Source organism: Streptomyces vastus (genome assembly GCF_039532825.1).
In the GTDB taxonomy this organism is placed as follows: domain Bacteria; phylum Actinomycetota; class Actinomycetes; order Streptomycetales; family Streptomycetaceae; genus Streptomyces; species Streptomyces vastus.
The window spans coordinates 129466-156465 of sequence record NZ_BAAASJ010000019.1; the positions used below are offsets into that span (position 1 = coordinate 129466).

Annotated in this window: 24 protein-coding genes; 15 read left to right on the top strand and 9 right to left on the bottom strand. The window is 69.3% G+C overall.

Annotation, left to right across the window (positions count from 1 at the left end):
* Window positions 1-12 precede the first annotated feature (12 nt).
* Window positions 13-1158, bottom strand: a complete 1146-nt coding sequence (locus ABD357_RS08000) for an acyl-CoA dehydrogenase family protein (protein ID WP_344388561.1) — start codon at window positions 1156-1158, stop codon at window positions 13-15.
* A gap of 197 nt (window positions 1159-1355) precedes the next feature.
* The gene (locus ABD357_RS08005) at window positions 1356-2159 is read right to left on the bottom strand and encodes an SDR family NAD(P)-dependent oxidoreductase (protein WP_344388563.1); all 804 of its coding nucleotides are present in this window, start codon (window positions 2157-2159) and stop codon (window positions 1356-1358) included.
* Window positions 2160-2281: 122 nt separating this feature from the next.
* Between ABD357_RS08005 and ABD357_RS08010 the strand changes: the two genes are divergently transcribed.
* From ABD357_RS08010 to ABD357_RS08055, 10 genes are all read left to right on the top strand, one after another.
* Window positions 2282-3322: an NAD(P)-dependent alcohol dehydrogenase gene (locus tag ABD357_RS08010; RefSeq protein WP_344388624.1), complete on the top strand. Its 1041-nt coding sequence runs from the start codon at window positions 2282-2284 to the stop codon at window positions 3320-3322.
* Window positions 3323-3402: 80 nt separating this feature from the next.
* Complete coding sequence (locus ABD357_RS08015) at window positions 3403-4155, top strand: SDR family oxidoreductase (RefSeq protein WP_344388565.1); 753 nt, start codon at window positions 3403-3405, stop codon at window positions 4153-4155.
* A 53-nt stretch (window positions 4156-4208) separates the two neighbouring features.
* Window positions 4209-4472, top strand: coding sequence for an FAD-binding protein (locus tag ABD357_RS08020; protein ID WP_344388567.1), 264 nt, complete (start codon window positions 4209-4211; stop codon window positions 4470-4472).
* Window position 4473: 1 nt separating this feature from the next.
* Entirely contained in the window at window positions 4474-5595 is a 1122-nt protein-coding gene (locus tag ABD357_RS08025) for an NADP-dependent oxidoreductase (RefSeq protein WP_344388625.1), read from the top strand.
* Window positions 5596-5965: 370 nt separating this feature from the next.
* Complete coding sequence (locus ABD357_RS08030) at window positions 5966-7030, top strand: ABC transporter substrate-binding protein (protein ID WP_344388569.1); 1065 nt, start codon at window positions 5966-5968, stop codon at window positions 7028-7030.
* A 97-nt stretch (window positions 7031-7127) separates the two neighbouring features.
* Entirely contained in the window at window positions 7128-8303 is a 1176-nt protein-coding gene (locus ABD357_RS08035) for an ABC transporter ATP-binding protein (RefSeq protein ID WP_344388572.1), read from the top strand.
* Window positions 8304-8307: 4 nt separating this feature from the next.
* Complete coding sequence (locus ABD357_RS08040) at window positions 8308-10059, top strand: ABC transporter permease (protein WP_344388574.1); 1752 nt, start codon at window positions 8308-8310, stop codon at window positions 10057-10059.
* Window positions 10060-10069: 10 nt separating this feature from the next.
* Complete coding sequence (locus ABD357_RS08045) at window positions 10070-11272, top strand: acyl-CoA dehydrogenase family protein (RefSeq protein WP_344388576.1); 1203 nt, start codon at window positions 10070-10072, stop codon at window positions 11270-11272.
* Entirely contained in the window at window positions 11269-12327 is a 1059-nt protein-coding gene (locus ABD357_RS08050) for a phosphotransferase family protein (RefSeq protein WP_344388578.1), read from the top strand. Before ABD357_RS08045 ends, ABD357_RS08050 begins: the two co-directional genes overlap by 4 nt.
* Window positions 12328-12361: 34 nt before the next feature.
* Window positions 12362-13114, top strand: coding sequence for an SDR family NAD(P)-dependent oxidoreductase (locus ABD357_RS08055; protein ID WP_344388626.1), 753 nt, complete (start codon window positions 12362-12364; stop codon window positions 13112-13114).
* Window positions 13115-13215: 101 nt separating this feature from the next.
* On the opposite strand, the gene ABD357_RS08060 is transcribed toward ABD357_RS08055, so the two are convergent.
* Both ABD357_RS08060 and ABD357_RS08065 read right to left on the bottom strand, forming a co-directional pair.
* Complete coding sequence (locus tag ABD357_RS08060) at window positions 13216-14517, bottom strand: MFS transporter (RefSeq protein WP_344388580.1); 1302 nt, start codon at window positions 14515-14517, stop codon at window positions 13216-13218.
* A 280-nt stretch (window positions 14518-14797) separates the two neighbouring features.
* The gene (locus tag ABD357_RS08065; protein ID WP_344388582.1) at window positions 14798-15133 is read right to left on the bottom strand and encodes a glycine betaine ABC transporter substrate-binding protein; all 336 of its coding nucleotides are present in this window, start codon (window positions 15131-15133) and stop codon (window positions 14798-14800) included.
* A 102-nt stretch (window positions 15134-15235) separates the two neighbouring features.
* On the opposite strand from ABD357_RS08065, the gene ABD357_RS08070 reads away from it, so the two are divergent.
* The 3 genes from ABD357_RS08070 to ABD357_RS08080 all read left to right on the top strand — a co-directional run bounded on the left by ABD357_RS08070 (window position 15236) and on the right by ABD357_RS08080 (window position 18792).
* Entirely contained in the window at window positions 15236-15622 is a 387-nt protein-coding gene (locus ABD357_RS08070) for a 2Fe-2S iron-sulfur cluster-binding protein (protein ID WP_344388584.1), read from the top strand.
* Between the two features lie 515 nt (window positions 15623-16137).
* Window positions 16138-16911: a sulfite exporter TauE/SafE family protein gene (locus tag ABD357_RS08075; protein ID WP_344388586.1), complete on the top strand. Its 774-nt coding sequence runs from the start codon at window positions 16138-16140 to the stop codon at window positions 16909-16911.
* A 594-nt stretch (window positions 16912-17505) separates the two neighbouring features.
* A complete protein-coding gene (locus ABD357_RS08080; protein ID WP_344388588.1) occupies window positions 17506-18792 on the top strand; it encodes an alginate lyase family protein in 1287 nt (428 codons plus the stop codon).
* Window positions 18793-18850: 58 nt separating this feature from the next.
* On the opposite strand, the gene ABD357_RS08085 is transcribed toward ABD357_RS08080, so the two are convergent.
* Window positions 18851-19273 (bottom strand): secondary thiamine-phosphate synthase enzyme YjbQ, encoded by a 423-nt coding sequence (locus tag ABD357_RS08085; protein ID WP_344388590.1) that lies wholly within the window; start codon window positions 19271-19273, stop codon window positions 18851-18853.
* Window positions 19274-19362: 89 nt separating this feature from the next.
* Between ABD357_RS08085 and ABD357_RS08090 the strand changes: the two genes are divergently transcribed.
* Entirely contained in the window at window positions 19363-20457 is a 1095-nt protein-coding gene (locus tag ABD357_RS08090) for an NAD(P)-binding domain-containing protein (RefSeq protein ID WP_344388592.1), read from the top strand.
* Window positions 20458-20475: 18 nt separating this feature from the next.
* Here ABD357_RS08090 and mltG read toward each other — a convergent pair whose 3' ends face one another.
* Both mltG and ABD357_RS08100 read right to left on the bottom strand, forming a co-directional pair.
* Complete coding sequence (gene mltG / locus ABD357_RS08095) at window positions 20476-21309, bottom strand: endolytic transglycosylase MltG (RefSeq protein WP_344388594.1); 834 nt, start codon at window positions 21307-21309, stop codon at window positions 20476-20478.
* 43 nt (window positions 21310-21352) lie between these two features.
* Window positions 21353-23152 (bottom strand): ABC transporter ATP-binding protein, encoded by a 1800-nt coding sequence (locus ABD357_RS08100; RefSeq protein ID WP_344388596.1) that lies wholly within the window; start codon window positions 23150-23152, stop codon window positions 21353-21355.
* Window positions 23153-23246: 94 nt separating this feature from the next.
* Here ABD357_RS08100 and ABD357_RS08105 point away from each other — a divergent pair, with 94 nt between their 5' ends.
* Window positions 23247-23696: a MarR family winged helix-turn-helix transcriptional regulator gene (locus tag ABD357_RS08105; protein WP_344388598.1), complete on the top strand. Its 450-nt coding sequence runs from the start codon at window positions 23247-23249 to the stop codon at window positions 23694-23696.
* Between the two features lie 63 nt (window positions 23697-23759).
* Here ABD357_RS08105 and ABD357_RS08110 read toward each other — a convergent pair whose 3' ends face one another.
* Together ABD357_RS08110 and ABD357_RS08115 are read right to left on the bottom strand one after the other, a co-directional pair.
* Complete coding sequence (locus tag ABD357_RS08110; protein ID WP_344388600.1) at window positions 23760-25220, bottom strand: cation:dicarboxylate symporter family transporter; 1461 nt, start codon at window positions 25218-25220, stop codon at window positions 23760-23762.
* Between the two features lie 157 nt (window positions 25221-25377).
* Window positions 25378-27000 (bottom strand): peptide-N4-asparagine amidase, encoded by a 1623-nt coding sequence (locus ABD357_RS08115; RefSeq protein WP_344388602.1) that lies wholly within the window; start codon window positions 26998-27000, stop codon window positions 25378-25380.

The window sequence follows — 27000 nt, forward strand, 5'->3', positions numbered from 1 at the left end:
CTCTTGGCCCGTTCAGGCGGCGGAGCGGGCAGCCAGACCGATGAGTTCGGCGAGTCGGACCCGGTGCCCGTCCGTCGTGCCGAACAGCACCTCGCTGCTGCGTGCGCGGCGCAGGTACAGATGGGCCGGGTGCTCCCAGGTGAAGCCGATGCCGCCGTGCAGTTGGACGTATTCGGCCGTGGCCAGGCGGAAGGCCTCGGAGCAGACCACGGCGGCGGCGCAGGCGGCCACCGGAAGCTGCGGCGAGGTGATGGCGGTACAGGCGGTCGCGTACGCGGACGCCGAGCGTGCCGCCTCCAGCGCGACGAGCACGTCGGCCAGGCGGTGCTTGACGGCCTGGAAGGAACCGATGGGGCGTCCGAACTGGTGGCGCTGTGCGACGAATTCGACCGTGGCGTCCAGCGCGTGCCCGCTGCCGCCGACCTGTTCGGCCGCCAGCGCGGCCCGCCCGGTGTCGAGGGTCGCCGAGACGGTGGCTTCGGTGCCCTCCACCGTCCCCACGGCGGTGGCCGGGGCGCCGCGGAATTCCACCAGCGCCTGGCGGCGCGTCTCGTCCAGGACGCGCCGCGGAGTCCGCCGACAGGTGTCCGGCGGGGGCTCACAGGCGAACAGCCGCTGCCCGGCGGGGGTTTGGGCTGGTACGAGGATCAGATCCGCTCCGGCTCCGTCCAGCACGAAGTCCGCTCGGCCGCGCAGCAGCCAGCCCGGGGCACCCTGCTCGGCGGTGACCCCGGGCTCGCACGCGTCGAACCCGGCCACGGTCGCCGTGAGCGTGCCGTCGGCGATCCGCGGCAGGTAGCGTTCGCATGCTTCACGGTCGCCGCTGTAGAGCAGGGCGTGGGCGGCGAGGGCCACCGTGGGGAGCAGCGGTGCGCAGTACAGGGCGCGCCCGGACTCCTCCAGGGCTACGGCCAGTTCGGCGAACGTGAAGCCCGAGCCGCCGTACTCCTCCGGAACGGCCAGCCCGTGGACCCCGATCTCGCCCGCGAGCCGCGCCCAGAGCACTTCGTCGTATCCGCGCGGGGTGGCCAGATGCTTGCGCACGTCTTCGGGACCGCTCGCCTCGGTGTGGAAGTCCCTCAGAACGATGCGCAGTTGCCGCTGTTCGTCGGTTTCGGACAGCAGTTGGGGGTCGATCTCGGGGTGGCGACGGTGCATGGGGGTCTCCATCGTGCTCGTGTGCCGGAGAGCTTTGAGCCGAGAGCCCAGAGCCCGCAACAGAGCTACAAACTGAACTCAATTCACGAACATAAACATCGACCTTCGAGGCAGGCAAGACCCGTGCACGAGTTGATTCGGGCGCCTTCGGCTCCCAACTCGCGGCTCCCGACACGGCAGATCGGACCGGAACCCGCTCAGGCGGTGAACCGGCCGCCGTTGGCGAGCAGCACCGCGCCGACCAGGTTCGCCGCGGCATCGCTCGCGAGGAAGAGGGCGATGTCAGAGATCTCCTCGGGTGTCGCGTACGGCCGTACCCGAGGGTCGGCGAATCCGGCACGCAGCGCGTCGGGCGTACGCGCCGCCATTCCCGTCTCCGTCGGCCCCGGTGCCACCACGTTCACGCGGATCCCGGACACGATGACCTCCTTGGCCACGGCCTGGCTCAGTGCGTGCACACCCGCCTTGGAGGCCGAGTAGTGGGGATAGCCGACGGGCGCGTCGAAGGCCGACGACGAGCCGATCACCACGATCGCCCCGGCCCCGAACGGTCGCATGGCCCGCACCGCGGCGCGCAGCACATGGAAGGTTCCGTCCAGGTTGACCCGCATGACGCGCCGCCAGGAGGTGTCGTCGAGGGAGTCGGTGACCTCGACCGGCCGCCCCTCGACCAGCGCGTCCGCGATGCGCTGTTTGGCCTCGGGGTCGTCGATCCCGGCCGCGTGCACCAGGACGTCGAGACGTCCGTCCCGGTGCAGTACGTCCTGGACGGCGGCGTCGACACCCGCTCCGTCCGCCACGTCTAGTGCGACCGCCCGAGCGGCGGGCAGCTCCTTGGCGACGGCCGTGGCGCCGTCGGCGTTCACGTCCGCCAGGACGACGGCTCGCGCCCCTTCCGCGGCCAGCTGCCGGGCGATCGCCGCCCCCATGCCGGAGCCGGCGCCCGTCACCATCGCGACCTTGCCGGCGAACCTGTTCGTCTGCACGTCCCTGCGCGTCAAACCGGCCTCCCTCATCCGCTCCCCGTACTGATGAACCACTGCGGTCGAATCACATCTATTGAACTGACTTCACCTCTGTTACCGTGACGCCCGCAGGGCTGACAAGACCCGGGACGGTGAAGATGAAGGCACTGCGGCTGACGGCGTGGGGCGAAGCCCCGGAGCCGACCGAGGTCGAGCAACCCGTCCCCCGCGGCGCCGAAGTGCTGGTACGGGTCGAAGCCACCGGGCTGTGCCACTCCGACCTGCACGTCATCGACGCGGCTGCGGGGGCGCTCCCCTACCGGCTGCCGTTCACGCTCGGGCACGAGGTCGCCGGCCGGGTGACGGCATGGGGACCGGACGCCGACGGAGTGGAGGCCGGCCAACGCGTGGTGCTCTACGGACCGTGGGGCTGCGATTCCTGCGACCGTTGCGCCGCGGGACGGGACAACTACTGCGACCGGCGCGACACCCTCGCCTGGCACGGGGCGGGACTCGGCCGGGACGGCGGCATGGCCGAGTACGTGCTCGTGCCGTCCGCCCGCCATCTGGTGCCGATCGGCGACCTGACGGCCGATCAGGCGGCTCCGCTCTCCGACGCGGGCCTGACGTCCTACCACGCCGTGGCCGGACTCCGGCACGCGCTCGGGGAGGGCACCACCACCGCCGTCATCGGCATCGGCGGGCTCGGCCACCTTGCGGTGCAGATCCTCCGCGCGACCACAGCGACCCGCGTACTGGCGGTCGACACCCGGGAAGACGCCCTGACTCTCGCGGACCGCTCGGGAGCGGACTTCGGGACGCTGGCGCGGGCGGACACCGCCCGTGTCCTGAGGGGGCAGACCCGTGGCGCGGGAGCGGACGCCGTGCTCGACTTCGTCGGCAACGGGCAGACGCTGGAACTCGCGACCGGCATCCTGCGCCCGGGTGGTGAACTCGCCGTCGTGGGCAGCGGAGGCGGCCGCCTCACGGTCTCCAAGCCGGGCGTTCTCCCGCCTGGCTTCAGGCTCTCCCTGCCCTTCTGGGGAACCCGACCCGAACTCACCGAGGTCGTCGCGCTGGCACGCTCGGGGGCGATCCACGTCGAGACGGAGCGGTTGCCGCTGTCCGCCGCAGCGGAGGCCATCGGCCGGCTCCGCCGAGGCCAGGTGCGGGGGCGGGCCGTGCTCGTCCCCGACTGACCAGGCGCACGGCCAGCTCGCTGCCCTCCTCTGACCACTCCTCACAGTTCTGACCACTCCCAACCGAAGGGAAGCTCGGGATGCGCTTCGACGGAAAGGTCGCGATCGTCACCGGTGGGGCCCGGGGCATGGGCGCCTCGCAGGCCCGCGGACTGGCCGCGGAGGGCGCCCGGGTCGCCGTCTGCGATCTACTGGACGACGAGGGGAAGGGCCTGGCCGAGGAACTCCCCCACGCGCACTACTGCCACCTCGACGTCACCGACGAAGGCGCGTGGCAGTCCGTCGTCCGCACGGTCGAGGACACCCTCGGCCCGGTGGATGTCCTGGTCAACAACGCGGGGATCATTCACTTCGGCGGCGTGGAAGCACAGTCGCCCGAGCACTTCCGCCGGATCCTCGACGTCAACCTGGTCGGCGCTTTCCTCGGCATGCACACCGTCCTCCCCGGCATGCGCGCCCGCGGCCACGGCGCGGTCGTCAACATCTCCTCGGCCGCCGGCCTCACGGGGTTCGCCGACGGCATCGGTTATGTGGCGAGCAAGTGGGGAGTGCGGGGGATGACCAAGGCCGCCGCGCTGGACATGGCGGGCAGCGGCGTACGCATCAACTCCGTGCATCCGGGCGTCATCCGTACGCCCATGGGTGAGAGTGCCTCGCCCGAGCTGTTCGCCCGTCAGCCGGTACCGCGCATCGGAGAGCCCGAGGAGGTCACCCGCATGGTGCTCTTCCTCGCGAGCGACGACGCCTCCTACACCACGGGCGGCGAGTTCCTCGTGGACGGCGGCCAGACCATCGGCCACGTCGGGCACGCCCATGCGTCGGAGGACAAGTAGGGCTAGGCCAGGTTGGTATCGCCGCTGGTATGTCACTGAAGGGATGAGTGCGGATGCCGGACCACCAAAGGGTCGACTACGTCGTCGAGACGGTGCCCGCCATCACCTTCCCGTTCCACGGGATCCGCATCGACGACCGGGCACGGGTTCTGGGAGCGGACGGCGAGCCCGTTGAAGGCCTCCTCGCGGCCGGTTCGGACACCGGAGGCCTGTGGCACCGGGCCTATGCCGGCGGCATCGCGTCGGCCCTCGGACTCACCGCGGCCGCCACAGCGACGCTTCGCGCCGCGTCCCATGGGCAGGAGCGCCGTGGCTGACATGGACGACCGGACGTACACCCGGGCCGGACCGGGTCACGCGCCCCGGGAAGACACGGCAGTGACCGGCCGTGAGGTCTGGCCGGTCGCGTATCCCCGCGGCGAGGTCCGGGCGTCGGATTTTCGCGTCGTCGAGGTCGGGGTACGGCGACCGCGGCCGGGCGAGGTGCTGGTCCGGAACACGTGGACATCCGTCGACGCCGCCCTCCGGCTGCGGCTCAGGGAGACGGCGCCACCGGGATACTTCCCGGCTTTCCCTCTCGAAGAGCCGATGGACGGGATCATGACCGTCGGGGAGGTCGTCGAGTCCCGCGCCGACGGGTTCGCCCCCGGTGACACGGTGTGGCACGCCTCCGGCTGGCGCGACTACTCGGTCGTGGAGGCGAAGAAGCAGGCGCTCGGCGGTGTCGGCACGCTCACGAAGCTCGACGTACACGTGGCACCTCCTCAGATCTACCTCGGTGCGCTCGGCGCCAATGGACTCACCGCCTACGCCGGTCTCTTCCAGGCCGCGGGCCTGCGCGACGGCGACGTCGTGTGGGTGTCCGCGGCGGCCGGCGCGGTCGGCAGCCTCGCCGCGCAGATGGCGAAGATCCGCGGGCATCGTGTCATCGGCAGCGCCGGTTCCGACGAGAAGGTGCGCCACCTCCTGGAGGAGCTCGGTCTGGACGCCGCGTTCAACTACAAGCGCGGCGCGCTCCCCGACCTTCTGCGCGAGGCGGCCCCGGACGGCATAGACGTGTACTTCGACAACGTCGGCGGAGACCATCTCGAGGCCGCCCTCGGCGCGCTGCGGAGGTCGGGCCGCGTCGCGATCTGCGGCATGATCTCGGAGTACGCGGCGCACGAGCCGCCGCACGGCCCCGGAAACCTCATGCTGGCGGTGACGAAGGGCCTGACGATTCGCGGCTTCCGCGCCAGCGGCCACACCCATTTACTGCCCGAGATGACACGGCAAGCAGGCGCATGGTTCCGCGATGGCCGCCTCCGCTGCCGCGAAACGATCGTCGACGGGCTGCCGCAGGCGCCGTTGGCACTGGCGGGGCTACTGCGAGGCGACAACACCGGTAAGACGCTTGTGCGGATCGATGGCGGCACGCATCGTGAGAACACCGTCGGCTGAGGCCGGCCCGCAGGGCGCCCGGGCGTACCGAGCCCAGTACCGTACTGCCCGCCGAACTGAACTGAAATAAGCCCAGCATCTGCCCCTGCGAGGTTGCCCGGCCGAGCGCCGGGCCGCCCCCGGCCCACCCCGCACAGACCAGCAATCGCCCGCTCACCACTGCGCACAACCGATGTCGCAAAGGCGCGGCGCGCGACTCCCCCGAACCTCCCGCCAACGCATTCATCACGTGGCTGCGCATTCTATTGCCTAACCGAGTTCAGTTTGGTAATTTCCACGAAATCTTGGCCACTCGGCCACCGTCCAGCGCAAAGTCCGCTCGGTTGTGCGCCGGTTCGGCCGGGGGCCGGTTCACCCAAGGGAGCCGAGAATGAGATCAGATCCGCGACGGCGCGGGGCTTTGCTCATCCTGCTGTCGATCACCACACTGCTGGTCGCCGCATGCGGCGGCGGCAACGCCAACAACGCCGAATCCGAGGTCGTGCCCGCGTCGGCGGGCATGGACGAGCTGGTCGCCGCAGCGAAGAAAGAAGGACAGCTCACCGTCTACTCGGCCCAGGATCTGACCGCCCTCAACAACCTCGCAAAAGCCTTCGAGGCCAAGTACCCCGGGATCGACGTCAAGACCGTCCGGGGTGTCGACGGTGACCTCGGGGTGAAGGTCGAGACGGAGTTCAACACCGGCAAGGGCATCGCCGACATGTACGTCAGCGCAAGCCTGTCCTGGGTGAAGCCGCAGGCCGAGGCCAAGCGGTTCCTGGCGCCGACCGGTCCTGAACTCACCGGCAAGGGCGACTACGACGCCAAGCAGTACGTCCACGACGGCAACTACTTCGAGACCAACTCCGCCGTGCTCACGTTCGGTTGGAACACCAAGCTCTACTCCCAAGGGCTGACCGACTACCCGGACCTGCTCGACCCGTCCCTCGCAGGCGGAAAGATCGGCGTCATCGAGCCGACCGCGCCCTCGATCGTCGACTTCTACCTGTGGCTGGAGGAGACGTACGGCGCCGACTTCGTGAAGAAGCTGGCCGCCCAGAAGCCCCGCATCTACCCCAGCGCCCTGCCCATGGGCGAGGCGATGCAGTCCGGCGAGATCGCCGCCGGAAGCTTCGTAGCACCTATCACGCTCGATCCCGCCAAGAAAAAGGGTGCACCGGTCGACTACCGCATGCCGCCGGACGGCGTGTGGGGCGCCCGGTACTACGGCATGGTGCTGTCGACCGCACCGCACCCCAACGCCGGCCAGCTGTTCGCCGACTTCATGGTGACCGCCGAGGGTCAGGAGCTGATCACGCCGTCCGCCGGCTCGGTGCTGCCCAAGGTTCCCGGCACAGTGATCACCAACGACAAGGTACGGGTGCAGGATCCGGCCAAGCTCACTCCGGAGGCCGTAGCCGCGTACCAGAAGAAGTGGAAGTCCCTCTTCCAGTAGGGGCGGTGGGTGCATCGGCCAGTACCGGTGCACAGCAGTGTGGGCACCCACCCCGACGGTGCCCACTCACTCGGTCTTTGGATGTGAGGAGTCCCCCGTGTCCCACGTGCGCATCGAGGGTCTGACGAAAAGGTTCGCCGGCAAGCCGCCGGCTGTCGCGGTGGACGACTTGTCGCTGGAGATCGAGCCGGGCGAGTTCATCGTTCTGCTCGGCCCGAGCGGCTGCGGGAAAACCACGACTCTGCGCTGTCTGGCCGGTCTGGAGACGCCCGACGAGGGACGCATCTCGCTGGGCGACCAGACAGTGCTGGATGTACGGGGGAAGGTCAACCTCCCTCCGAACAAACGCCGGATCGGGATGGTGTTCCAGTCGTACGCGCTGTGGCCGCACATGACAGTGCGCCGCAACATCGGTTATCCCCTGCGAACCAGACGGGTGCCCCGTGACCAGGCGCGGACTCGGATCGAGGAGGCGGCGGAGCTCGTCGACTGCGCCGCCCTGCTCGACCGCTATCCCGCGCAGCTCAGCGGCGGCCAGCAGCAGCGGGTCGCCCTGGCCCGCGGCCTGGCCGCCCAGCCCGACCTGGTGCTCTTCGACGAGCCGCTGAGCAACCTCGACGCCCGGCTGCGCGACCAGGTGCGCGCCCAACTGCACGAGTTGCACGCACGCCTGGGCTTCACCGCCGTGTTCGTCACCCACGACCAGAGCGAGGCGCTGGCGCTCGGCGACCGCCTGGCAATCATGAAGGCGGGCCGGATCGAGCAACTGGACACGCCGGAGCGGGTCTTCGAGGAACCCGCCACCGAGTACGTCGCCGGCTTCATCGGGATGTCGAACCGGCTTCCGCTCCGGCGCCAGGGCGAGGGCTGGGCCCTCGCCTCCCCCTCAGACGCCGACGGCCAGGCGGGCGCGGCAAGCCAGACGGTGGTGGACGAACTCCCGGTGCCCCGCTCGCACAGCGAGGTCGCCGCCCGGCTGCGCCCCGACGACCTTCAGCTCTGTCCCGCCGGGGAGAAACCGCCGGCCCACAGCGTCGGCCTCCCGGCGGAGGTCGTCGACGCGCAGTTCGGCGGACGTCATATGGACGTGGTCGTCACCATCGCGGGCAGCCGCCTGCACGCGCGGGCGCCGCTGACGGGCAAACCATGGGCCCGGAGTCTGTCGCGCGGCCAGCGTGTCACCGCATGGTTCGCCAATGACATGGCCATCTACTACGACGCCGACGGGGTACGGACAGCCGGGCACGCCCCCGCCGCGACAGTGGGGACGTGACGTCGTGGCCGCACCAGCCGTACCCGCCCCCTCTCCCGCTCCCTCCCCCACGACGGGATCGCCGCCCCCGGCCCCGCCTCGCCCGACAACACTGACCCGTGCGCGGCGCCATCTGCCGCGCCTCGGCGCGCTCGTCTTCCTGGCCGCCATCGGCTACCTGGTGATCGCTCCGCTGGTGGGCCTGCAACGGCTGGCCTTCGAGGACGACGCCCGTGGCTACAGCGCCGCCTTCGACAGCCCGGACATGGCCGAGACGCTGCGCACGACGGCCGGTATGGCGCTGGGTTCGCTGGGCATCGCACTCGTCCTCGGCACGTTCCTGGCCTGGGCGGCGACCCGCCTGCCACCCCGCCTGCGGCTGCTTCGCGTCCTGCCCGTCCTGCCCATCGTGGTGCCGGCCGTGGCCGCGGTGACCGGCTGGGCGTTCCTGTTCTCGCCGCGTCCCGGCTACCTCAACGCGGCGCTGCGCAACCTGCCCTGGTGGGACCATCTCGACGAAGGCCCCGTCGACATCTACACACTGCCGTGGATCGTCCTCATCACCGGCTTCGGCCTGACCGCCTTCGTCTACCTCTTCGTCAGCGCCGGCTTCGGCAACATCAACGCGGAGCTGATCGAGGCGGCACAGATGAGCGGATCGTCGCCGGCCGGTGTGTTCTTCCGGGTGACACTGCCGCTGCTGCGCCCAGTCCTGGTGTACGGGGGTTTCGTTGCCCTGCTCCTTGGACTCGGCCAGTTCACGGGACCACTGCTGCTCGGCAGGAACAACGGCGTCAACGTGCTCACCACGGACATGTACGTCGCCGTGTCGCAGAGCCCGGTCGACTACGGCAGGGCCGCCGCGATCGGCTCACCCCTGCTGCTCTTCGGCATCGCCGTCGTCCTCTTCCAGAAGGTGATCCTCGGCGACCACAGCCGCTTCGTCACACACGGCGGCAAGGCGTTCCGGTCCGGCGGACGGCCGTCGTGGGTGGCTGTCACCGGCATCCTCCTCTACGGCCTGGTGGCGCTGGCGTTGCCCCTGGGCGCGCTCATCGTCGTATCGCTCTCCGCCTTCTGGAGCGGCAGGATCGAACCGAGCGGGTTCACGCTCGACAACTTCCGGCGCGTGTTCCAGGAGTCGGGGATCACCGACGCGATCGTCAACAGCCTCACCACCTCGGTCATCTCCGTCGCCATCGCACTGCCGCTCGGCTTCATCGCCGCCTCACTGCTGCTCAAGGGGCGCCGGTTCCGCATCATCCGTGCCGCGGTCGACTTCATCGTGGCGATGCCCCTCGGAATCCCCGCAGTGGTCTTCGGCGCCGGCTTCCTGCTGACGTACAGCCGCGAGCCGTTCATCCTGTACGGCACCCGGACGGTGATCGTCCTCGTCTACGTGACCCTGATGCTGCCCTTCGCCACCCGGATGCAACTGTCCGGAATGGTGGCCCTCGGCGACACGTACCTGGAGGCCTCGCGTACCAGCGGCGCGGGCGCGCTGCGCACCAACACCGAGATCGTGCTGCCGCTGCTGCGCCCGACACTCGCGGGTGCAGGAGCGCTGATGTTCGTGCTGCTCACCCACGAGTTCACCGCGTCGCTGCTGGTACGGGCACCGACGACGCAGGTCATGGGCACCATCCTGTTCGACTACTGGGCCAACGGCTCCTACCCGCTGGTCGCGGCCATCGCGCTCGTCATGACGCTGGTGACGTCGGCGGGTGTCTTCGTGGCCATGTCGGTAGCGGGCTCCGACATCTTCGAGAAGCTGTGAGAGGGGCCGTATGGCCATCGAGTTCGATGTCGACCGGCAGGTCGACGACATCGCGCGGCGGACCGCCGATTTCGTCCGGGACACCGTTCTGCCGGCGGAGGAGGACTGCCAAGGGGACGTGCACGCGGGCCCCGAGTTGTTGCGGCGTGATCTGCAGAAAGCGGCCCGAGCGGCGGGGGTGTTCGCCCCGCATGTTCCGCAGCGATGGGGCGGGCTCGGTCTGGATCTGCGTGGTCAGGCGGTCGTCTTCGAGGCGGCGGGATACTCGCTGCTGGGCCCTCTGGCCCTCAACTGCGCGGCGCCCGACGAGGGCAACATGCATCTGCTCGAAGCGGTCGCGACCGAGGAACAGAAAGCTCGCTTTCTCGCTCCCCTGGCGGCCGGTGAGACGCGGTCGTGCTTCGCGATGACCGAGCCCTCCCCCGGCGCCGGCTCCGACCCGCGGGCGCTGGCCACACGGGCGGTCCGGGTCCCGGGCGGATGGCGGATCAACGGCCGCAAGTGGTTCATCAGCGGGGCGGACGGGGCCGCGTTCGCCATCTGTATGGCCCGCACGAGCGGTGAACCCGGTGATCCGGGCGGGGCGACCATGTTCCTGGTCGGCGCCGACAACCCGGGCATGAAAGTGGTCAGGAACATCGGCACCCTGGACCGGGGCCTGTTCGCCGGTCACAGCGAACTCGCCTTCGACGACTGCGAGGTGACCGACGACGCGGTACTCGGCGAGGCCGACAAGGGATTCGAGTACGCGCAGGTGCGTCTCGGACCGGCTCGCCTGACCCACTGCATGCGGTGGCTCGGAGTGGCCCGCCGGGCGCAGGGCATCGCCCTGGACCGGGCCGCCGCGCGTACTGCCTTCGGCGGGCCGCTGGCCGAACTCGGCATGGTGCAGCAGCAGTTGGCCGATTCGGAGATCGACATCGAGACGAGCCGGGCGGTGCTCTGGCGTGCCTGCTGGGAACTCGACCAGGGCAGGTCCGGCGCCCAGCACACCTCCATCGCGAAGACCTTCGTGTCGGAGGCCGTGGGCCGGGTCGTGGACCGCGCGGTGCAGATCTGCGGGGCGCTCGGCATCTCGGAGGACACGCCGCTGGCCGCCCTCTACCGGGAGGTGCGGCCGTTCCGCGTCTATGACGGGCCGTCGGAGACCCACCGCTGGGCCATCGCCAAGCGCGCGGTCCGGGCCGCACGGGAGCGAGGGGGTGTGCGGTGACGGCGACCGGCGACGCCACCGTGGCCGGGGTGGACCTGCCCGCGCTGCAGCGCTTCTTGGAGCGCGAGGTCCCGCAGTGCGCCGGCCCTCTGGACGTCCGCCTGCTGCTCGGTGGACGCTCCAATCTGACGTACTTCGTGACCGACGGCACACACCGCTGGGTGCTGCGCAGGCCACCGCTGGGCACGCTGACCCCGACCGCGCACGACATGGACCGCGAGTACCGCGTCATGGCCGCGCTCGCCGCCACCGATGTTCCCGTGCCGCGGACCGTGCTCTCCTGCACGGACGAGTCGGTGATCGGCGCGCCGTTCACCGTCGTCTCCTTCGTCGACGGCGAAGTGCTGCGGGACGTCGAACGGGCGGCCGGGCTTTCCGCCGACGATGCGAGACGGTGCTCCGAGGCGCTGGTCGATCAACTGGCCGCGCTGCACGCGGTCGATCCGTACGAGACCGGGCTGGGCGGATTCGGGCGCCCGGCCGGGTATGTGGAGCGGCAGGTGCGGCGATGGCGCGGCCAGTGGGACCGGGTCGCCACCCGTGAACTGCCCGAACTGGACGCGCTGCACAGGAAGCTGGAACGGGGACTGCCCGTGGTGCGGGACGACGGTGACGGCGCCGCGTCGGCGGTCCTGCACGGGGACTACCGGCTGGACAACGTCATCCTGAGCGCCGACGACCCGGGACGGATCGCCGCGATCGTCGACTGGGAGATGGCCGCACTGGGCGATCCACTCGCCGACCTCGGCCTGCTCCTCGTCTACTGGGACCCGGCGTGCGAGCCGGTGCTCGGCGGAGGGCACGTCCCGGCGGCCAACCCTGGCTTCCTCTCCGCACCCGAGCTGGCGGAACGGTACGCAGCGCGATCCGGCCGCGATGTGTCGGCGCTGCCCTTCCACCGGGCCCTCGGGTACTTCAAGCTGGCGGTCATCGCGGAGGGCATCCACGCCCGCCACCTCGCCGGGCAGACCGTCGGCCCAGGCTTCGACCGGGTCGGCTCGGCGGTGCCCGCACTGCTGCGCTCCGGTCTGTCGACCGAAGTGCCGTGCAACTGATGTGCCGCGTACCTGAGAAGGGGTGTGAGCAGTGGTGAGGGAAGACCGGCTCTCGGGAAAGGTGGCGCTGGTGACCGGTGCCACGGGAGGCATCGGCGAGGCGATCTCGCGACGGCTGGCGGCCGAGGGCGCGACCGTCGTGGTCACCGACCTCGACGCGGACCAGTGCGAGAAGCTCGCCGGGGAACTGCCGGGCGGCGCCCTGGGATTGCGCCTGGACGTCACCGACGAGACAGCCTGGGAGACGGTCGTCGCCCAGGTGACCGACCGCCTGGGAAGCCTGTCGGTGCTGGTCAACAACGCGGGGATCGCCGCGATGGGCACGGTGGAGACCGAGACCCGGGAGACCTGGGACCGGGTGATCGGGGTGACGCAGACCGGAGTGTGGCTCGGCATGAAGCACGGCGGCCCGGCCATCGAACGCTCCGGCGGCGGCTCCATCGTCAACATCGCCTCGATCTTCGGTACCGTCGGCGGCTTCGGTGCCCAGTTTTCGTACCACGCGGCCAAGGGCGCCGTACGCCTGATGACCAAGAACGCCGCACTGCACTGGGGCGGGCGCGGTGTACGGGTCAACTCGCTGCATCCCGGTTTCATCGAGACGCCCCTGTCGCGGGAACTGTGGCAGGGCACGCCACGCCTCACCGCGATGATCGAGGGCACCCCGCTCGGCCGACTCGGCACGACCGAGGAGGTGGCGGCCGCCGTGGCGTTCCTCGCCTCGGATGACGCGGGCTTCATGACCGGCTCGGAGCTCTACGTCGACGGAGGCTGGACCGCACGCTGAACCGCTGAAGCTACGCCGACTTCGGCGCCGGGACCAGATACGCGGTCGCCGGCGTCGACGTCAGCGTGGGCGTCAAGGGTGCGCGCCCAGGACGGCCGGCGTCACACATCCTTGCGGACGGTGAGCAGGGCACCGATTCCGATCAGGCAGACCAGCATGACGAAGAACGCCGGGGAGAGCAGGTTCCCGGTCCTCTGGACGAGGAAGGTCGCGATGTACGGAGCCGTACCGCCCGCGAGGACAGTGCCGATGTTGTACCCGATCGCCATCCCGGTGTAGCGGACCCGGCGTTCGAACAGATGCGGCCACAGACTGGCCGCCGGAACCTGCACGAACGCGCTGCTCAGCATGAAGAGCAGGTAGGCCAGGCCGGCGAGGGCCAGGCTGTGCCGGCCCATGAGCATCATCGCGGGGTAGGCGGTCACCAGGAATCCCAGCAACCCGAACAGCAGGATGCGACGGGAGCCGAACCGGGCGGCGAGCCAGCCGGCCGGCACCATGAGCAGCACGGTGACGAGGACGACGCCCGCACTCAGCCAGAGCACCTGCGTGGAGTCGTACCCCAGGTCGTTCGAGAGATGGATACCGATGTACGTCAGGCCGAGGAAGATGGCGCCGCCCTGCGCCATGGACAGGCCGATGGACTGCAGCAGCGCCGCACGGTGGGTGGACAGGACCTCCCTGATCGGAGCCGTGGGGATGTCGGCGCGCCGTGCGGCCTCCTCGAACTCCGGGGTGTCCTCGATCCGCAACCGTGCCCACAGGCAGAACAGCGTGAGCGGCACGGCCATCAGGAAGGGCAGCCGCCAGCCCCAGTCGGCCATCTGGTCCTTGGTGGCGAGCGCGGAGATCACACCGGCCGTGGCAGCCGCGAACATGAACCCGAGGTTGGAGCCGATGGGCGTGACGGCACCGAGGAAGGCCCTGCGCCGGGGCGGCGCCGACTCGTAGATGTAGGTGTAGGCACCGACCGACTCGCCACCCGTGGAGATGCCCTGCACCAGCCGGGTGAGGAGGAGCAGCACAGCGGCGGCCACACCGATCTGACTGTAGGTCGGCAGCAGTCCCGTGATGCTGCTGGCCACTCCCATGCACAGCACCGAGGACACCAGCGCCTTGCGACGCCCCCATCGGTCGCCCAGCCACCCGAAGAACACGCCACCGACCGGCCGCACCACAAGGCCGGTGGCGAACACCGCGAGCGCCGCCAGGAGCGAGGCGGCCGGATCGTCGCTCGGGAAGAACTGCGGAGCGATCACTACGGCGAGATAGCCATAGACACTGAAGTCGTAGTACTCGATCAGGGTGCCCAGACTCCCGGCGAGCATCGCACGGCGCACAGTGCGCGGACCGTACGCCGCTGACTCCGCCCCTGACTTGGCGGGCTGCTGAGTGGCACTCATCCTCCGACTCTCCTTCCCACGGATTCCCACGGCACGGACCCGTACCCTGCCGACGCCCGGGACGGTACAGAACTGAACTCAGTGCAGCTAGCCCTAGTGCACGGGTTTTCTTGAGAAGCGGGAACGAAAAGCCGGGGTGGAGGCTATACGCGCGGGCAGGGATTGCGAGAGGTACGGCCTGACCGGGCTATTACCTTGGGCGGCACCGAGGTGCCGGGACATGGTCAACCCATCTGCACCGCACGACCACCTGATTTGAATTGGATTCAGTTCTGTCGGCTCACTTCAGCCAGGAGTCGACCAGTGTCCTGTTCGCGTCGATCCACTCCTTGGCGGCCTCCTGCTCGTGGCCCGAGCCCTTCTTCTGAAGCAGCAGTTCCAGGCTGCCCAGCTGGGCCGAGGTCAGCTTGAAGTTCTTGAGCCAGCCGGCCAGTTCGGTGTGGTCGGCGGCGAAGCCCTTGGGGGCGATGGCCTGGACCTTGTCGGGGTCGCCGTATGCGCCCTCGGGGTCCTTGAGGACCTTCAGCGGCAGCTTGGCGTACGCCCAGTGCGGTCGCCACAGGGTGACCAGGATCGGCTTCTTCTTCGCGATGGCGTTCTGCAGCGCGGAGAGCATGGCGGAGCTGCTGCTCTCGGCCGACTGACGATCGAGACGCTCCGGCAGGTCGCGCCGGACCTCCTCGAACGGGAGGTCTTCACCTGCGGACCCGCCCCCTACATGGCCGCCGTACGACGCATGCTGTCGGACGCGGGCCTCGACATGGACCACTACCACGAAGAGAGCTTCACCTTCGAGGGGCCGACCGCGGCGGCCGGCGCCTCGCCCGCCGCCGACACGAGTGCCGGTTTCAAGGTCGAGTTCACCCGCAGCGGACGCACCATCGAGTGCGACGCCGACACCTCGCTCCTCGCCGCCGCGTCCCGAGCCGGCCTCAGCCTGCCGGCCTCGTGCGCGCAGGGCATGTGCGGCACCTGCAAGACGACCCTGCTCTCCGGCTCCGTCGACATGCAGCACAACGGGGGCATCCGGCCACGCGAGATCACCCAGAACAAGATCCTGCTCTGCTGCTCAAAACCGCTGGAAGACCTCGCGATCGACGCGTGAGGACAACACGACGCCACCCGGCGACGACAAGAGACCGCCCGAGAACCGGCCGCTGACCGGGAAGAAGTGCCGACGATCAGCCGATTCCCCACGTCGACCGTCAACGAACGGAGGGACGCCGGTCTCGGGATCGCCGTGGACGTGGAAGGCTGCACATCCGGGCGGACATCGCGCTGATCAACGCGTCCGCTCGGGCCGCGAACTGGGCTCCGCCAGTGCGTTCGCCGACGCCAAACAGACTCCGCTGTGCACACCCAGTCCAGGCAGACGGGGGTCACGCAAGGAGTCCGGCATCGCTAAAGGCGTCCGAGTCGACACGGCAAGCCACCGCCATCGACACACTCCGGCTCGGCAAAGTCGCTGCCGAAGCTCTGCCCAACTCCCCGACCTGAGCCACGACCAGGCATCGATCCATAGATGCACGCTGGGCCATGCGCTTGATCGTGCATGATCAGTGCGAGCCCCTCGACCGCCTGCCGCGCGGCGGGGAGGCGACACACTGAGCATGTAAGGAGATGGCGTTGTCCATCTGGGAAGCACTGGCCATCCTCGCAGCCGGCATCGGAGCGGGCACGATCAACACCATCGTCGGTTCCGGCACCCTGATCACCTTCCCGGTACTGCTTGCCACCGGGCTGCCGCCGATCACCGCCAACGTCTCCAACGCCCTCGGCCTCGTCCCCGGCTCCATAAGCGGAGCCATCGGTTACCGCGCTGAACTCCGCGGACAGGGCCGCCGCGCACTCGTCCTCGGCCTCACCGCCCTCATCGGCGGACTCGGCGGCGCCATCCTGCTGCTCGCCCTGCCCTCCGAGGCCTTCGACACGATCGTCCCCGTACTGATCGCCCTCGCGCTCGTCCTCGTACTGCTCCAGCCACGCCTCGCCAGAGCCGTACAACGCCGCCGCGAGAACAACGGCATCACCTCCCGCCCGCACGGCGGACCCGTCCTCCTGGTCGGACTGCTCCTCGCGAGCGGGTACGGCGGCTACTTCGGCGCCGCCCAAGGGGTCCTGTACCTCGCCCTGATGGGCCTGTTCCTCGACGAGGACCTGCAACGCGTCAACGCGGTCAAGAACATCCTCGGAGCCGTCGTCAACGGCGTCGCCGCCTGCTTCTTCCTCTTCGTCGCCGAGTTCGACTGGACGGCGGTCCTGCTGATCGCCGTCGGCTCCGCCCTCGGCGGGCAGATCGGCGCCAAGGTCGGCCGCCGCCTCCCGCCCACCGCTCTCCGCGCCGTCATCATCGCCGTCGGCGTCATCGCGATCGCGCAGCTCCTGCTGCGCTGACACACCGCGGCTGACACGCCACGGCTGGCACACGGCGAAGGCCCGCCCCAGACTGGCTTCAACACTCCCGAGTCGCCGCCTACACAGCTCACGGGCCCGCCACGCCAGCCCTTGACCGCGGGGTCGTGTCCGTCACGGGACGTATTCAGTGAGCGCGGCGGAGCTCGGCTGACTGATGCCACATCAGGCAACGTCGTCCTGACGGCCACGACGAAGCAGAGTCGGACGGCCGTCGACAACGCCGCCCTGCCCGACCTGCCCGACCTGCCCGCGAGCGTTTCTGGTGGCACCGGGAGGAACACATCCCCCGCTCCTACTGCTGATGCCGGCCTCGCCGACGAGCTCCTCAGCGGCAAGCAGGCCGCCGCGATGTCCGGGCGGTCGAGGCCTGGCCGGGCGACGCACACTTCCTCATACATCCGATCTCTCGGCGCGTACGGAGCGGAATTCATTGCGGTCATGAAAACCGTCAGCAGAGTTGCCCTTATTCATCGGATGACGTCATGTCGCGGGTATTGCCGTCCGCGAGTGACGCTTCTACCGTCCAACGGGTGCGCATGTGAACGTCGTTCATCCATGTGATGAGGAGCCGTCATGCACAAACGTACCGTTGGCCTGTTGTTCCTCTGCGCGGCCGTCTTGTCGCTGCTCGTCGCCGCGGTCCCGACCGGAGCCGCTGTCCCGGCCGGCACGGCGGTAGCCGAGCAGCGCGTCCCCCGAACCGTCGTGCTCGACGGCAAACGCCTGGTGCATGCGAAACAACGCCTCAACCAGGGCGACCCGGAGCGGCGACGCGCTCTCGCCGACCTGGTCCAGCAGGCCGACAACTGGCTCGGCCAGGGGCCCTGGAGCGTCACGGACAAGACACAAACCCCGCCCAGCGGTGACAAGCACGACTACCTGAGTCAGGCCCCGTACTGGTGGGCCAGCCAGCCGAAGACGCCGGACAACCCGTTGGGCTGCCCGTACGTGAGCAAGGACGGCCAGCGCAACCCGGACGCCGACTTGATCCCCGACCACGCCGAGCGTGCCTATGTCTTCGCATCCGCCTACACCCTCAGCCTTGCCTGGTACTACACCGGCCAGGCCGCGTACGCCCGGCACGCGGCCGACATCCTGCGCACCTGGTTCGTCACCCCGGAGACGAGGATGAACCCACGCCTGATCAACGCCCAGTTCGTGCCCTGTGGTGACGACGGCCGGGCAGCCGGCCTCATCGAATTCTCCCTGGGCTTCACGAGCCTGCTCGACGCGGCCGCGATCCTGGACACCGGCGCCCCCGGCTGGACCCTTGCCGACCATGACGGATTCCGCTCCTGGTCCGCCCAGTTTCTCGACTGGCTGACCACAAGCGACTTCGGCAAGGCGGAATCCGCGGCCGTCAACAACCACGGCACCTTCGCCGACATGCAGGTGGCCGCCATCGCGCTGGCCGTCGGGCGCCCCCAACTGGCGCGCCAGACCGTCACCCAGGCGCGGACCACCCGCATCGATCAGGGCATCTCCCCAGACGGCAGCCAGCCGCAGGAGATCCGCCGCACCCGCAGCTACCACTACTCCGCCTTCAACCTGCTCGCCCTGACCCGGCTCGCCGACGTCGGACGGCAGGTAGGCATCAACCTCTGGAAGTACCAGGGCCCCGACGGCCAGAGCGTGTTCAAGGCCGTCGACTTCCTCCTCCCGGCCGCTACGGGCACGGCACCCTGGCCCTACCCCGAGTCGAACTTCGAGATATGGAAGGCGGACGACGTCATCCACGCAGCCGCCGACGCGGGCGACCACAACGCGCGGGCGGCGCTGCCCCTGCTTACCCCGCCGCCCGGCGGCGACCTCTGGCCTCTGCGGCCCGCCGCCGAACTGCTGTCGTCGGAGTTGTTCTGACCAACCAGACGCCAGAGGGCTCTCCACCGGCAGAGCGGAACGGAAACTGCTCGCGCCCTCAGCCGAGGAACGACAAACGAACCCGCCGGTCCGAATTATCACGATTCGTATCGACCAGGCACACCGACTGCCAGGTCCCCAACTCGAGGCGGCCCCCCAGGACCGGCAGCGTGGCGTGCGGAGGCACGAACGCGGGGAGTACGTGGTCACGGCCGTGGCCGGGGCTGCCGTGACGGTGCTGCCAGCGGTCGTCGGCGGGGAGCAGGGTGTGGAGGGCGGCGAGGAGGTCGTCGTCGCTGCCGGCTCCGGTTTCGATGATCGCGACGCCGGCTGTGGCGTGGGGTACGAAGATGTTCAGCAGGCCGTCGCGGTCGCCCGCCGCCTCGCTGAGGAAGGCCTCGCATTCGTGGGTGAGGTCGACAACCGTCTCCGAGGAGCCGGTGGTGACGTTCAGTACGCGGGTGGTGAAGGCATCGGACATGAGTCAATCCTGGCGCACCGGCCGGCTTCGGTTCCCGGCCGGTCGCCCGACTCGGGAAGATCCGGACTCCCCGTCGAGTTAGTAGAAGCGTGAACGAAACCGGGGCACAAGAAGCCGCACGAGAAGTCGACGTGGTCGTCATCGGCGCCGGGCAGGCCGGACTGTCCAGCGCCTACCACCTGAGGCGCACCGGCTACAAGCCGGAGCGGGACTTCGTGGTGCTGGACCATGCGCCACAGCCGGGCGGCGCTTGGCAGTTCCGGTGGCCCTCGCTCACGTACGGCAAGGTGCACGGGATGCACTCGTTGCCCGGCATGGAACTGACGGACGCGGACCCGACGCGCCCGTCCTCCGGGGTCATCGCGGAGTACTTCGCTGCCTACGAGCGTGCCTTCGGTCTGCGGGTGCGCCGCCCCGTCGACGTGCGAGCCGTACGCGAGGGCAATGGCGGGCGCCTGCTCGTGGAGACCTCGGCGGGGACATGGTCGACGCGGGCGCTGATCAATGCGACGGGCACCTGGGACCGGCCGTTCTGGCCCCGCTACCCGGGCCAGGAGACCTTCCGGGGGCGGCAGTTGCACACGGCTCAGTACCCCGGTCCCGAGGAGTTCGCCGGGCAGCGGGTCGTCGTCGTGGGCGGCGGCACCTCCGGCACGCAGCATCTGATGGAGATCGCACTGTACGCGGCCGAGACCACGTGGGTGACACGGCGACCGCCGGTCTTCCACGAGGGGCCCTTCGACGAGGACGCGGGGCGGTCCGCGGTCGCGCTGGTGGAGGAGCGAGTCCGGCGGGGGCTTCCGCCCCAGAGCGTCGTGTCGGTCACGGGGCTGCCGCTCAACGACACGATCCGGGAGGCGATCGACGACGGTGTCCTGGACCGCCTGCCGATGTTCGACCGGATCACTCCGGACGGCGTGGAATGGGACGACGGCCGTCGCGTGGACGCCGACGTCATCCTGTGGGCGACCGGTTTCCGCGCGGCGATCGACCATCTGGCACCCCTGCGGCTGCGTGAGCCGGGCGGTGGCATCCGGGTCGAGGGGACGCGTGCGGTCGCTGATCCGCGCGTCCATCTGGTCGGGTACGGGCCGTCGGCCAGCACGATCGGCGCCAACCGTGCCGGGCGCTCAGCGGTACGGGACATTCGCCGGCTGCTGGCACAGATGCCGGTCGCCGCGTGAGGTCGGCTGCGCCGCAGCTCAGCGGAACGCGGACGCGCTCGGGCCGTTCCGGTTGAACTCCGCGACGTTCTTCTGGTGTTCCGCGTAGTCGGCCGTGAAGCGTGTGTCGCCCGGCTTGACCGTGACGAAGTACAGCCAGTCGCCCTGCGTCGGACTGATCGCGGCACGCATCGCGTCTTCGCCGGGGTTGGCGATCGGCGTGGGCGGCAGTCCCATCCGCTGGTACGTGTTGTACGGGCTGTTGAGCTTCGTGTCGCGCTCGCTGGTGCGGAGCGTGGTGCGGTTCAGTGCGTAGTTGATCGTCGAGTCCATCTGGAGCGGCATACCGCGGGCGAGGCGGTTGTAGATGACGCGCGCCACCTTGCCCATGTCCGCCTTGGTGTCCGCCTCGGCCTGGACCATGCTCGCGACGGTGACGGTCTGATAGACGTTCATCGCGTTCCGCTCGGCCCCGGCCGTGACCGTGCCGCCGCTGAACTTCTTGTTCGCCGTATTGACCATGTACGAGAGCAGGGACACCGGAGTCGACTTCTCGTCGATCGGATAGGTGGCCGGGAAGAGGTAGCCCTCGGGGTTGCCGCTCGCGTCCTCGGGGAGTTTGAGGGGGGCCTTGTCCAGGGACTTCTCGGTGGTGCCCACGGGCAGGGCGAGAGCCTCGTCGACGGCCTTGTACACCTGGCGGGCGCGCCAGCCCTCCGGGACCACCAGTCGCTCAGGCCCCTCGGCTTCGTCCGTGCTCAGCAGCGGCACCGCCACGGCGGTGGCCGCCACGACGGCTCCGGTCGCGATGAGGGCGATCCGGCCTCGGCGCGTCAGTCGAATCGTTCTCCGTGGCGGAGTGTGGGTCTGCATGCGGGCACGCTAACCCGCATAAAGGTATAAACCCGGCATATCTTCATCTTGTTGGCTCCAATTGGGCGTCCCGCCGCACCAGTGCGGCGTAACGGCCCTCGTGTTGTAGCAGCTCCTGGTGCGTGCCGCGTTCGACCGCGCGCCCGGAGTCCAGGACCACGATCTGGTCGGCGCCCCGAATGGTGGACAGCCGGTGCGCGATGGTGAGCGTTGTCCGGTTGGCCGAGAGGGCGTCGATGGCCTCCTGCACGGCACGCTCGGTGCGGGTGTCCAGCGCGCTGGTCGCCTCGTCGAGGATCAGTACGGGCGGGTCGCGCAGGATGGTGCGGGCGATGGCGAGGCGCTGCTTCTCGCCACCGGAGAAGCGGTGTCCGCGCTCGCCCACCATCGTGTCGTACCCCTCTGGCAGGGACGCGATGTGGTCGTGGATCTGGGCGGCCTTCGCGGCGGCGTGCAGTTCCTCGTCGGTGGCGTCCGGCTTGGCGAAGCGCAGGTTGTCGGCGACGGAGGCATGGAAGAGGTACGTCTCCTGGGAGACGACGCCGACCGCGCGCGCGAGGGTGTCGAAGTCCAGGTCCCGGACGTCGACCCCGTCGAGTGTGACGCGGCCGCCGGTGACGTCGTACAGCCGTGGCACGAGATAGCTGAGCGTCGACTTGCCGGCGCCGGTGGCGCCGACGACGGCGAGGCTGCCGCCCGCAGGGACGGTGATGTCGATGCCGTCGAGTATCGGACTGCTCTTGTCGTCGTAGCGGAACTCGACGTCCTCGAAGCGGACTTCGCCCTTGACCTGGTCGAGGTGGACCGGGCGCTCGGGCTCGGTGATGTCGATGGGCAGGTCGAGGTACTCGAAGATGCGCTGGAACAGGGCGAGCGAGGTCTGGATCTGCACACCGGTGGACAGCAGGCTGACGGTCGGCCGGAACAGGCCCTGCTGGAGCGAGACGAAGGCGACGAGCGTGCCGATGGAGACGGCGGGTCCGCCGAACTGGAGCGCCAGGCCCGCGGTCCAGTAGATGACGGCGGGCATGGCGGCCATGACGATCGAGATGACGGCCATGCGCCAGCGTCCCGCCATGTTCGACCGCACTTCGAGGTCGACGAGACCCTCGGACTCGTCCGCGAAGGACCGGGTGAGCGAGTCGGAGCGGCCCATGGTGCGGCCGAGCAGGATGCCGCCGACGGAGAGCGATTCGGTGACGGTGGCGGCCATCACGGCCATCTGCTTCTGCCGCTGGGTGGTGATCTTCTTGCGTTCGTTGCCGACTCTGCGGCTGATCCATACGAACAGGGGCAGCAGAAGCAGCGAGACGACGGTCAGCCGCCAGTCCAGGGCGACCATCGCGACGATCGTGGCGACGACGCTGGTGAGATTGGAGACCAGTGAGGTGGCCGTCGAGGTGACCGTGGCCTGCATGCCGCCGATGTCGTTCGCGATACGCGACTGGACTTCGCCCGTGCGCGTTCTGGTGAAGAAGGCGAGCGACATGCGCTGCAGCCGGTCATAGACGGCGGTGCGCAGGTCGTGCATGACGCGCTGCCCGACCGTCGTGGAGATGAGGGTCTGGAGCACGCCGAAGACGCTGGTGAGTACGGCGCTGAGGATCATCCCGAGCGCGAGCAGACTCAGTAGGCCGGTGCGGCCCTGCGGGATCGCGGTGTCGAGGATCTCCTTGAGCAGGAAGGGCGTGGCGACCGAGACCAGCGACGCGGCGCCGACGAGCAGGCCGACGACTGCGAGCCGGCCGCGGTAGGGACGGAAGAGCTTCAGGATGCGGCGGACCTGCCGCGGCTGTCCGGGCTCAGCGGGCGGCGGTGTCCAGGTGAGTTGATCGGGAGGCATGGGCTCCTACGGGATGTGGGACGAAGATGTCTGATGGAGCGTAGCTCATTGTTACCTACACTCACAATGCACTAGGTCCTGATATTGTTCCCGCATGAACACCCCCGACGCCGACGGCGTGCTCGCCGAGCAACTGCTGCGGTTGACCCGTCGCGTGCACCGCATCCAGAAGCGTCATCTTCAGCAGCGCGGGCTCGGTATCACTCCGGCCCAGTCACGCCTGTTGCGCACCCTCGCGCCCTACGCTTCGCCGCCTCGCATGGCTGATCTGGCCGAGCGTCTGGAGGTGGTGCCCCGGGCCGTGACGACGCTGGTCGACGGTCTGGAGGCGAGCGGCAAGGTGCGTCGCGTACCCGACCCGACCAATCGCCGGGTGATACGGATCGAGCTCACGGACGACGGGCGCCAGGCACTGCGCGAGCTGCGCGGTGCGCGCCGGGCCGCGGCGGAGGACATCCTCGCCCCGCTGACGGACGAGCAGCGCAAGGTGCTGGGCGGGTTGCTCGACACGCTGGTCGACGGGATGCCCGCGGTGGAGGACTGACAGAGCGGGGCCCGGCGTGCGGTGCACGCGGGGCCCCGTTCCTCAACTCACGCAGCCCGTAGGCTACTTGGTCGCTGTCTTGACGTCGGCGTCCTCGGGAGCGGTGCTCTCGACAGTGGCGCCCTCGGGAACCGCACCCTCAGAGGCGGGCTTCCCCGTCTGCGACGTGCCCTCGGAAGCGGGCGCCTGCGTCTTCGGCGTGTCCTCGTCGGCCTCCTCTTCCTCCACGAACGCGATCTCACCGTCGAGCATCTTCTTGGCCCGCTCCGCGTCGAGCGCCCCCTCCCACTTCGACACCGCGAACACGGCGACGCAGTTGCCGAGCAGGTTGGTGACGACGCGCATCGAGTCCATGATGCGGTCGACGCCGAGCAGCAGGGCCACGGCCCCGGCGGGGATGACACCGAGCGAGGAGGCGGTCGCCGACAGGGCGAGGAAGGCCGAACCGGGGATGCCGGCCATGCCCTTGCTGGTCAGCATCAGGACCAGGACCACGGTGATCTGCTGACTCAGGCTGAGGTCCACCCCGACGGCCTGCGCGATGAACAGCGTGCCGATGGAGAGGTAGATGGAGGCGCCGTCGAGGTTGAACGAGTAGCCGGTGGGCAGCACCAAGCCCACGGCGTCATCGCGGGCGCCCGCCTGGCGCAGCTTCTGCATCATGCGCGGCAGGACGGATTCGCTGGAGGCGGTGCCGAGCGCGAGCAGCATCTCCTCGCGCGTGTAGCGCACGAACTTCCACAGGCTGAGCCCGGTGACCAGCTTCAGCGCGACGCCGAGCAGCACGAGGAAGATCACGGCAACGGCGTAGCAGAGGATGATGAGCTTGCCGTACGTCTTCATCACCCCGAGGCCGTACTCCCCCACCAGGTGCACCATCGCGCCGAACACGGCGAGCGGTGCCAGCTTCATGACGAAGCCGACGATGGCGAAGATGACCTCTTGGGCCTGCTCGATGGCCGGCAGAACCTTGGGAACCCTGGTGTGGCCGAGGTGCAGCAGCGCCGCACCGACGAGGCAGGCCAGCACCAACACCTGGAGCAGCGAGTTCTCGGCGAACGCGCCGATCGCGCTGTGTGGCAGCGCTTCCAGGATGAACTCGGTGGTCGACGGCAGTGAACCGCCGGCGGTCTTGTCGTCGACCGCCGAGGTGTCGAGCTGCGACGGGTCGACGTTCATGCCGGAGCCGGGGCTGACCACGTTGGCGGCGACCAGGCCGATGATCAACGCGGCCGTAGAGGCGACCTCGAACCAGATCAGGGCCTTGAGCCCGATCCGCCCGAAGGCCTTGAGGTTGCCGGCTTTGGCGATGCCGACGACGACCACGCAGAACACGAGTGGCGAGATCACCGTTTTGATGAGCCGGATGAAACCGTCGCCGAGCGGCTGGAAGGTTGTGGCCGTGTCGGGCCACAACCTTCCGACGACGATTCCGAGCACAAGGGCGACTGCGACCTGCGCGAACAATGAGGTACGCAAAATGCGTGCGACGCGTCGCGTTGGGGACGGTACAGGCGGCGGCACGGGGCACTCCTCCGAACGGGACTTCTGGGATGCGGAAAAGTGCTTCCGCGCAGATCACTATCGGGGGAGTTTGCTACCGCTGACAACGCCCATGTCACGTCCATGTAAATGATGGAGCGTGTGACACGCCACACATGCCCTGGTCTCAGCAGCGGTCTCAGCAGCGCTCGCGATCCTCGGTGAGCGTCCCCTGCACGGTGATCACGCTCCGGTCGTAACATCCGCCCGATCCATACAGCCGATAGCGCTCGCTCGTCGTGCCGACCGCGTGCCGCTGGTCGCGCGGCACATTCGCCGTATACGTCGCGTCGCCCGCGTAGCTGTCGTCGAGCCGTGACCACGCGGTGCGTCGGCCGTCACGCATCTCCACGACGGCGGCCCGGTCCCCCAGCGACATGACGGTCCGCAGCCGGTCCCCGTCGCCGAGGGTCGTGGTGCCGTCCATCGCGTACGTGCGCTGCGTGTGCGTCGACTTGGCCGGTCCGCGTCCGTCGACGGTGACCGTCTCGTCATCGCCCCAGGTCGCCTTCAGGGCGTCGGTGTTCTCGCCGTCGGTCCAGCGGTGTACGGAGGCATGGTCGAGCGATCGCTTGACGGTGGTCGTCACGCGGCCGTGCGAGGTGTCGACGTACCCGGACACGGTCAGCCGGTGGCCGGCCTCGGTTTCCAGCCGGTGCTGCGAACCGGGCGTGTGAGCCGAGGAGTTGGCGAGGTCGCCTGCCTTGTGTGCGGTCAGTTTTCCCGTCACCTGCTTGCTGTGGGCATCCCGCTGGACGAGGACGTTCACCGGGGTGCTCCAGCCGGTCTGCCCCTCCGGAACGCCGACGACGGAGACCTCGATCCGGTGCGGACGGCCGTCGTTGAGCAGCCCCGCGAAGGGTGTCAGGTCGTACTCGATGGGCTTGATGTCGAAGGCGCGGGGCCCCGGAATCACGTACCAGAGGAAGGGGTTGGACCAACCGCCGGTCCACACGGTCGGGAACGGCGTGGCGATGCCCGCCAGTTGGCCGTCGACCTTGATCTGCACCTCCCTGTAGGGCCCGCCGTCCGCCTTGCAGGAGTACGGCGCGGCATCGGGCACCGTCAGATACCAGTACTCCTCGCAGCCGCCACCCGATCCCGTGGCGTACACCTCGGCGACGATGCGTTCGCTGTTGCGGGGCGTGGTGAGGGTGCCGTCCTGGAGGGTGAGGACGCGGTCGGGGGTGGTGGCCGCGGGCCTGCCCTCGTAGAAAGTCAGCGTCACCTTGACGTCGATGATGCCCGTGTACGTGTCGTCGACGACGTTCCCGATGAGCATCTCGACATCCTGGCTCTGCCGGAACGTGTCGCTGTAGCGCGTGACGTCCTTCTCCACCGACCACTCGATGCCGTCCGGCGATGGCTGCGGGGTGGACGTTCGGAAGACCTCGACTCCGCCGATGTGCAGATGGCCGAGCCGGTCGAACTGCCGTCCCTTCACCTTGCCGTCGAGTCGCAGCACGACCTTGCTCCATCGGTCGCCGCAGCCGCTCGGGGGTGCGTACGAGCCCTTGTACGGCGTGAAGTCGCGGAACTGCGCTTCGGCGACCGTCACTTCGCAGGACTCCGCGTCGGGTCTGCTGACAGGCGGGGCGGCGGTCAGGGGGTCGTGCCAGTCGGTGCCGAACTCGGCGGGCGGGGCGGCGGAATCGGCGGCGGGGGTGTGGGTTGGCGCGGCCGGGGCGGGGGTCGCGCCGAGGAGGGTGCTCGCCACGAGGGTCACTCCGGCGAGCATGGACATGATGATCCGTCTTCTCAT

Bases quoted from the DNA above. Each gene is read 5' to 3' on its own strand.
- ABD357_RS08000 (WP_344388561.1), bottom strand. From the start codon at position 1,158: ATGCACCGTCGCCACCCCGAGATCGACCCCCAACTGCTGTCCGAAACC.
- ABD357_RS08010 (WP_344388624.1), top strand. From the start codon at position 2,282: ATGAAGGCACTGCGGCTGACGGCGTGGGGCGAAGCCCCGGAGCCGACC.
- ABD357_RS08015 (WP_344388565.1), top strand. From the start codon at position 3,403: ATGCGCTTCGACGGAAAGGTCGCGATCGTCACCGGTGGGGCCCGGGGC.
- ABD357_RS08020 (WP_344388567.1), top strand. From the start codon at position 4,209: ATGCCGGACCACCAAAGGGTCGACTACGTCGTCGAGACGGTGCCCGCC.
- ABD357_RS08025 (WP_344388625.1), top strand. From the start codon at position 4,474: ATGGACGACCGGACGTACACCCGGGCCGGACCGGGTCACGCGCCCCGG.
- ABD357_RS08030 (WP_344388569.1), top strand. From the start codon at position 5,966: ATGAGATCAGATCCGCGACGGCGCGGGGCTTTGCTCATCCTGCTGTCG.
- ABD357_RS08045 (WP_344388576.1), top strand. From the start codon at position 10,070: ATGGCCATCGAGTTCGATGTCGACCGGCAGGTCGACGACATCGCGCGG.
- ABD357_RS08060 (WP_344388580.1), bottom strand. From the start codon at position 14,517: ATGAGTGCCACTCAGCAGCCCGCCAAGTCAGGGGCGGAGTCAGCGGCG.
- ABD357_RS08065 (WP_344388582.1), bottom strand. From the start codon at position 15,133: ATGCTCTCCGCGCTGCAGAACGCCATCGCGAAGAAGAAGCCGATCCTG.
- ABD357_RS08070 (WP_344388584.1), top strand. From the start codon at position 15,236: ATGGCCGCCGTACGACGCATGCTGTCGGACGCGGGCCTCGACATGGAC.
- ABD357_RS08075 (WP_344388586.1), top strand. From the start codon at position 16,138: ATGGCGTTGTCCATCTGGGAAGCACTGGCCATCCTCGCAGCCGGCATC.
- ABD357_RS08080 (WP_344388588.1), top strand. From the start codon at position 17,506: ATGCACAAACGTACCGTTGGCCTGTTGTTCCTCTGCGCGGCCGTCTTG.
- ABD357_RS08085 (WP_344388590.1), bottom strand. From the start codon at position 19,273: ATGTCCGATGCCTTCACCACCCGCGTACTGAACGTCACCACCGGCTCC.
- mltG (WP_344388594.1), bottom strand. From the start codon at position 21,309: ATGCAGACCCACACTCCGCCACGGAGAACGATTCGACTGACGCGCCGA.
- ABD357_RS08100 (WP_344388596.1), bottom strand. From the start codon at position 23,152: ATGCCTCCCGATCAACTCACCTGGACACCGCCGCCCGCTGAGCCCGGA.
- ABD357_RS08105 (WP_344388598.1), top strand. From the start codon at position 23,247: ATGAACACCCCCGACGCCGACGGCGTGCTCGCCGAGCAACTGCTGCGG.
- ABD357_RS08115 (WP_344388602.1), bottom strand. From the start codon at position 27,000: ATGAGAAGACGGATCATCATGTCCATGCTCGCCGGAGTGACCCTCGTG.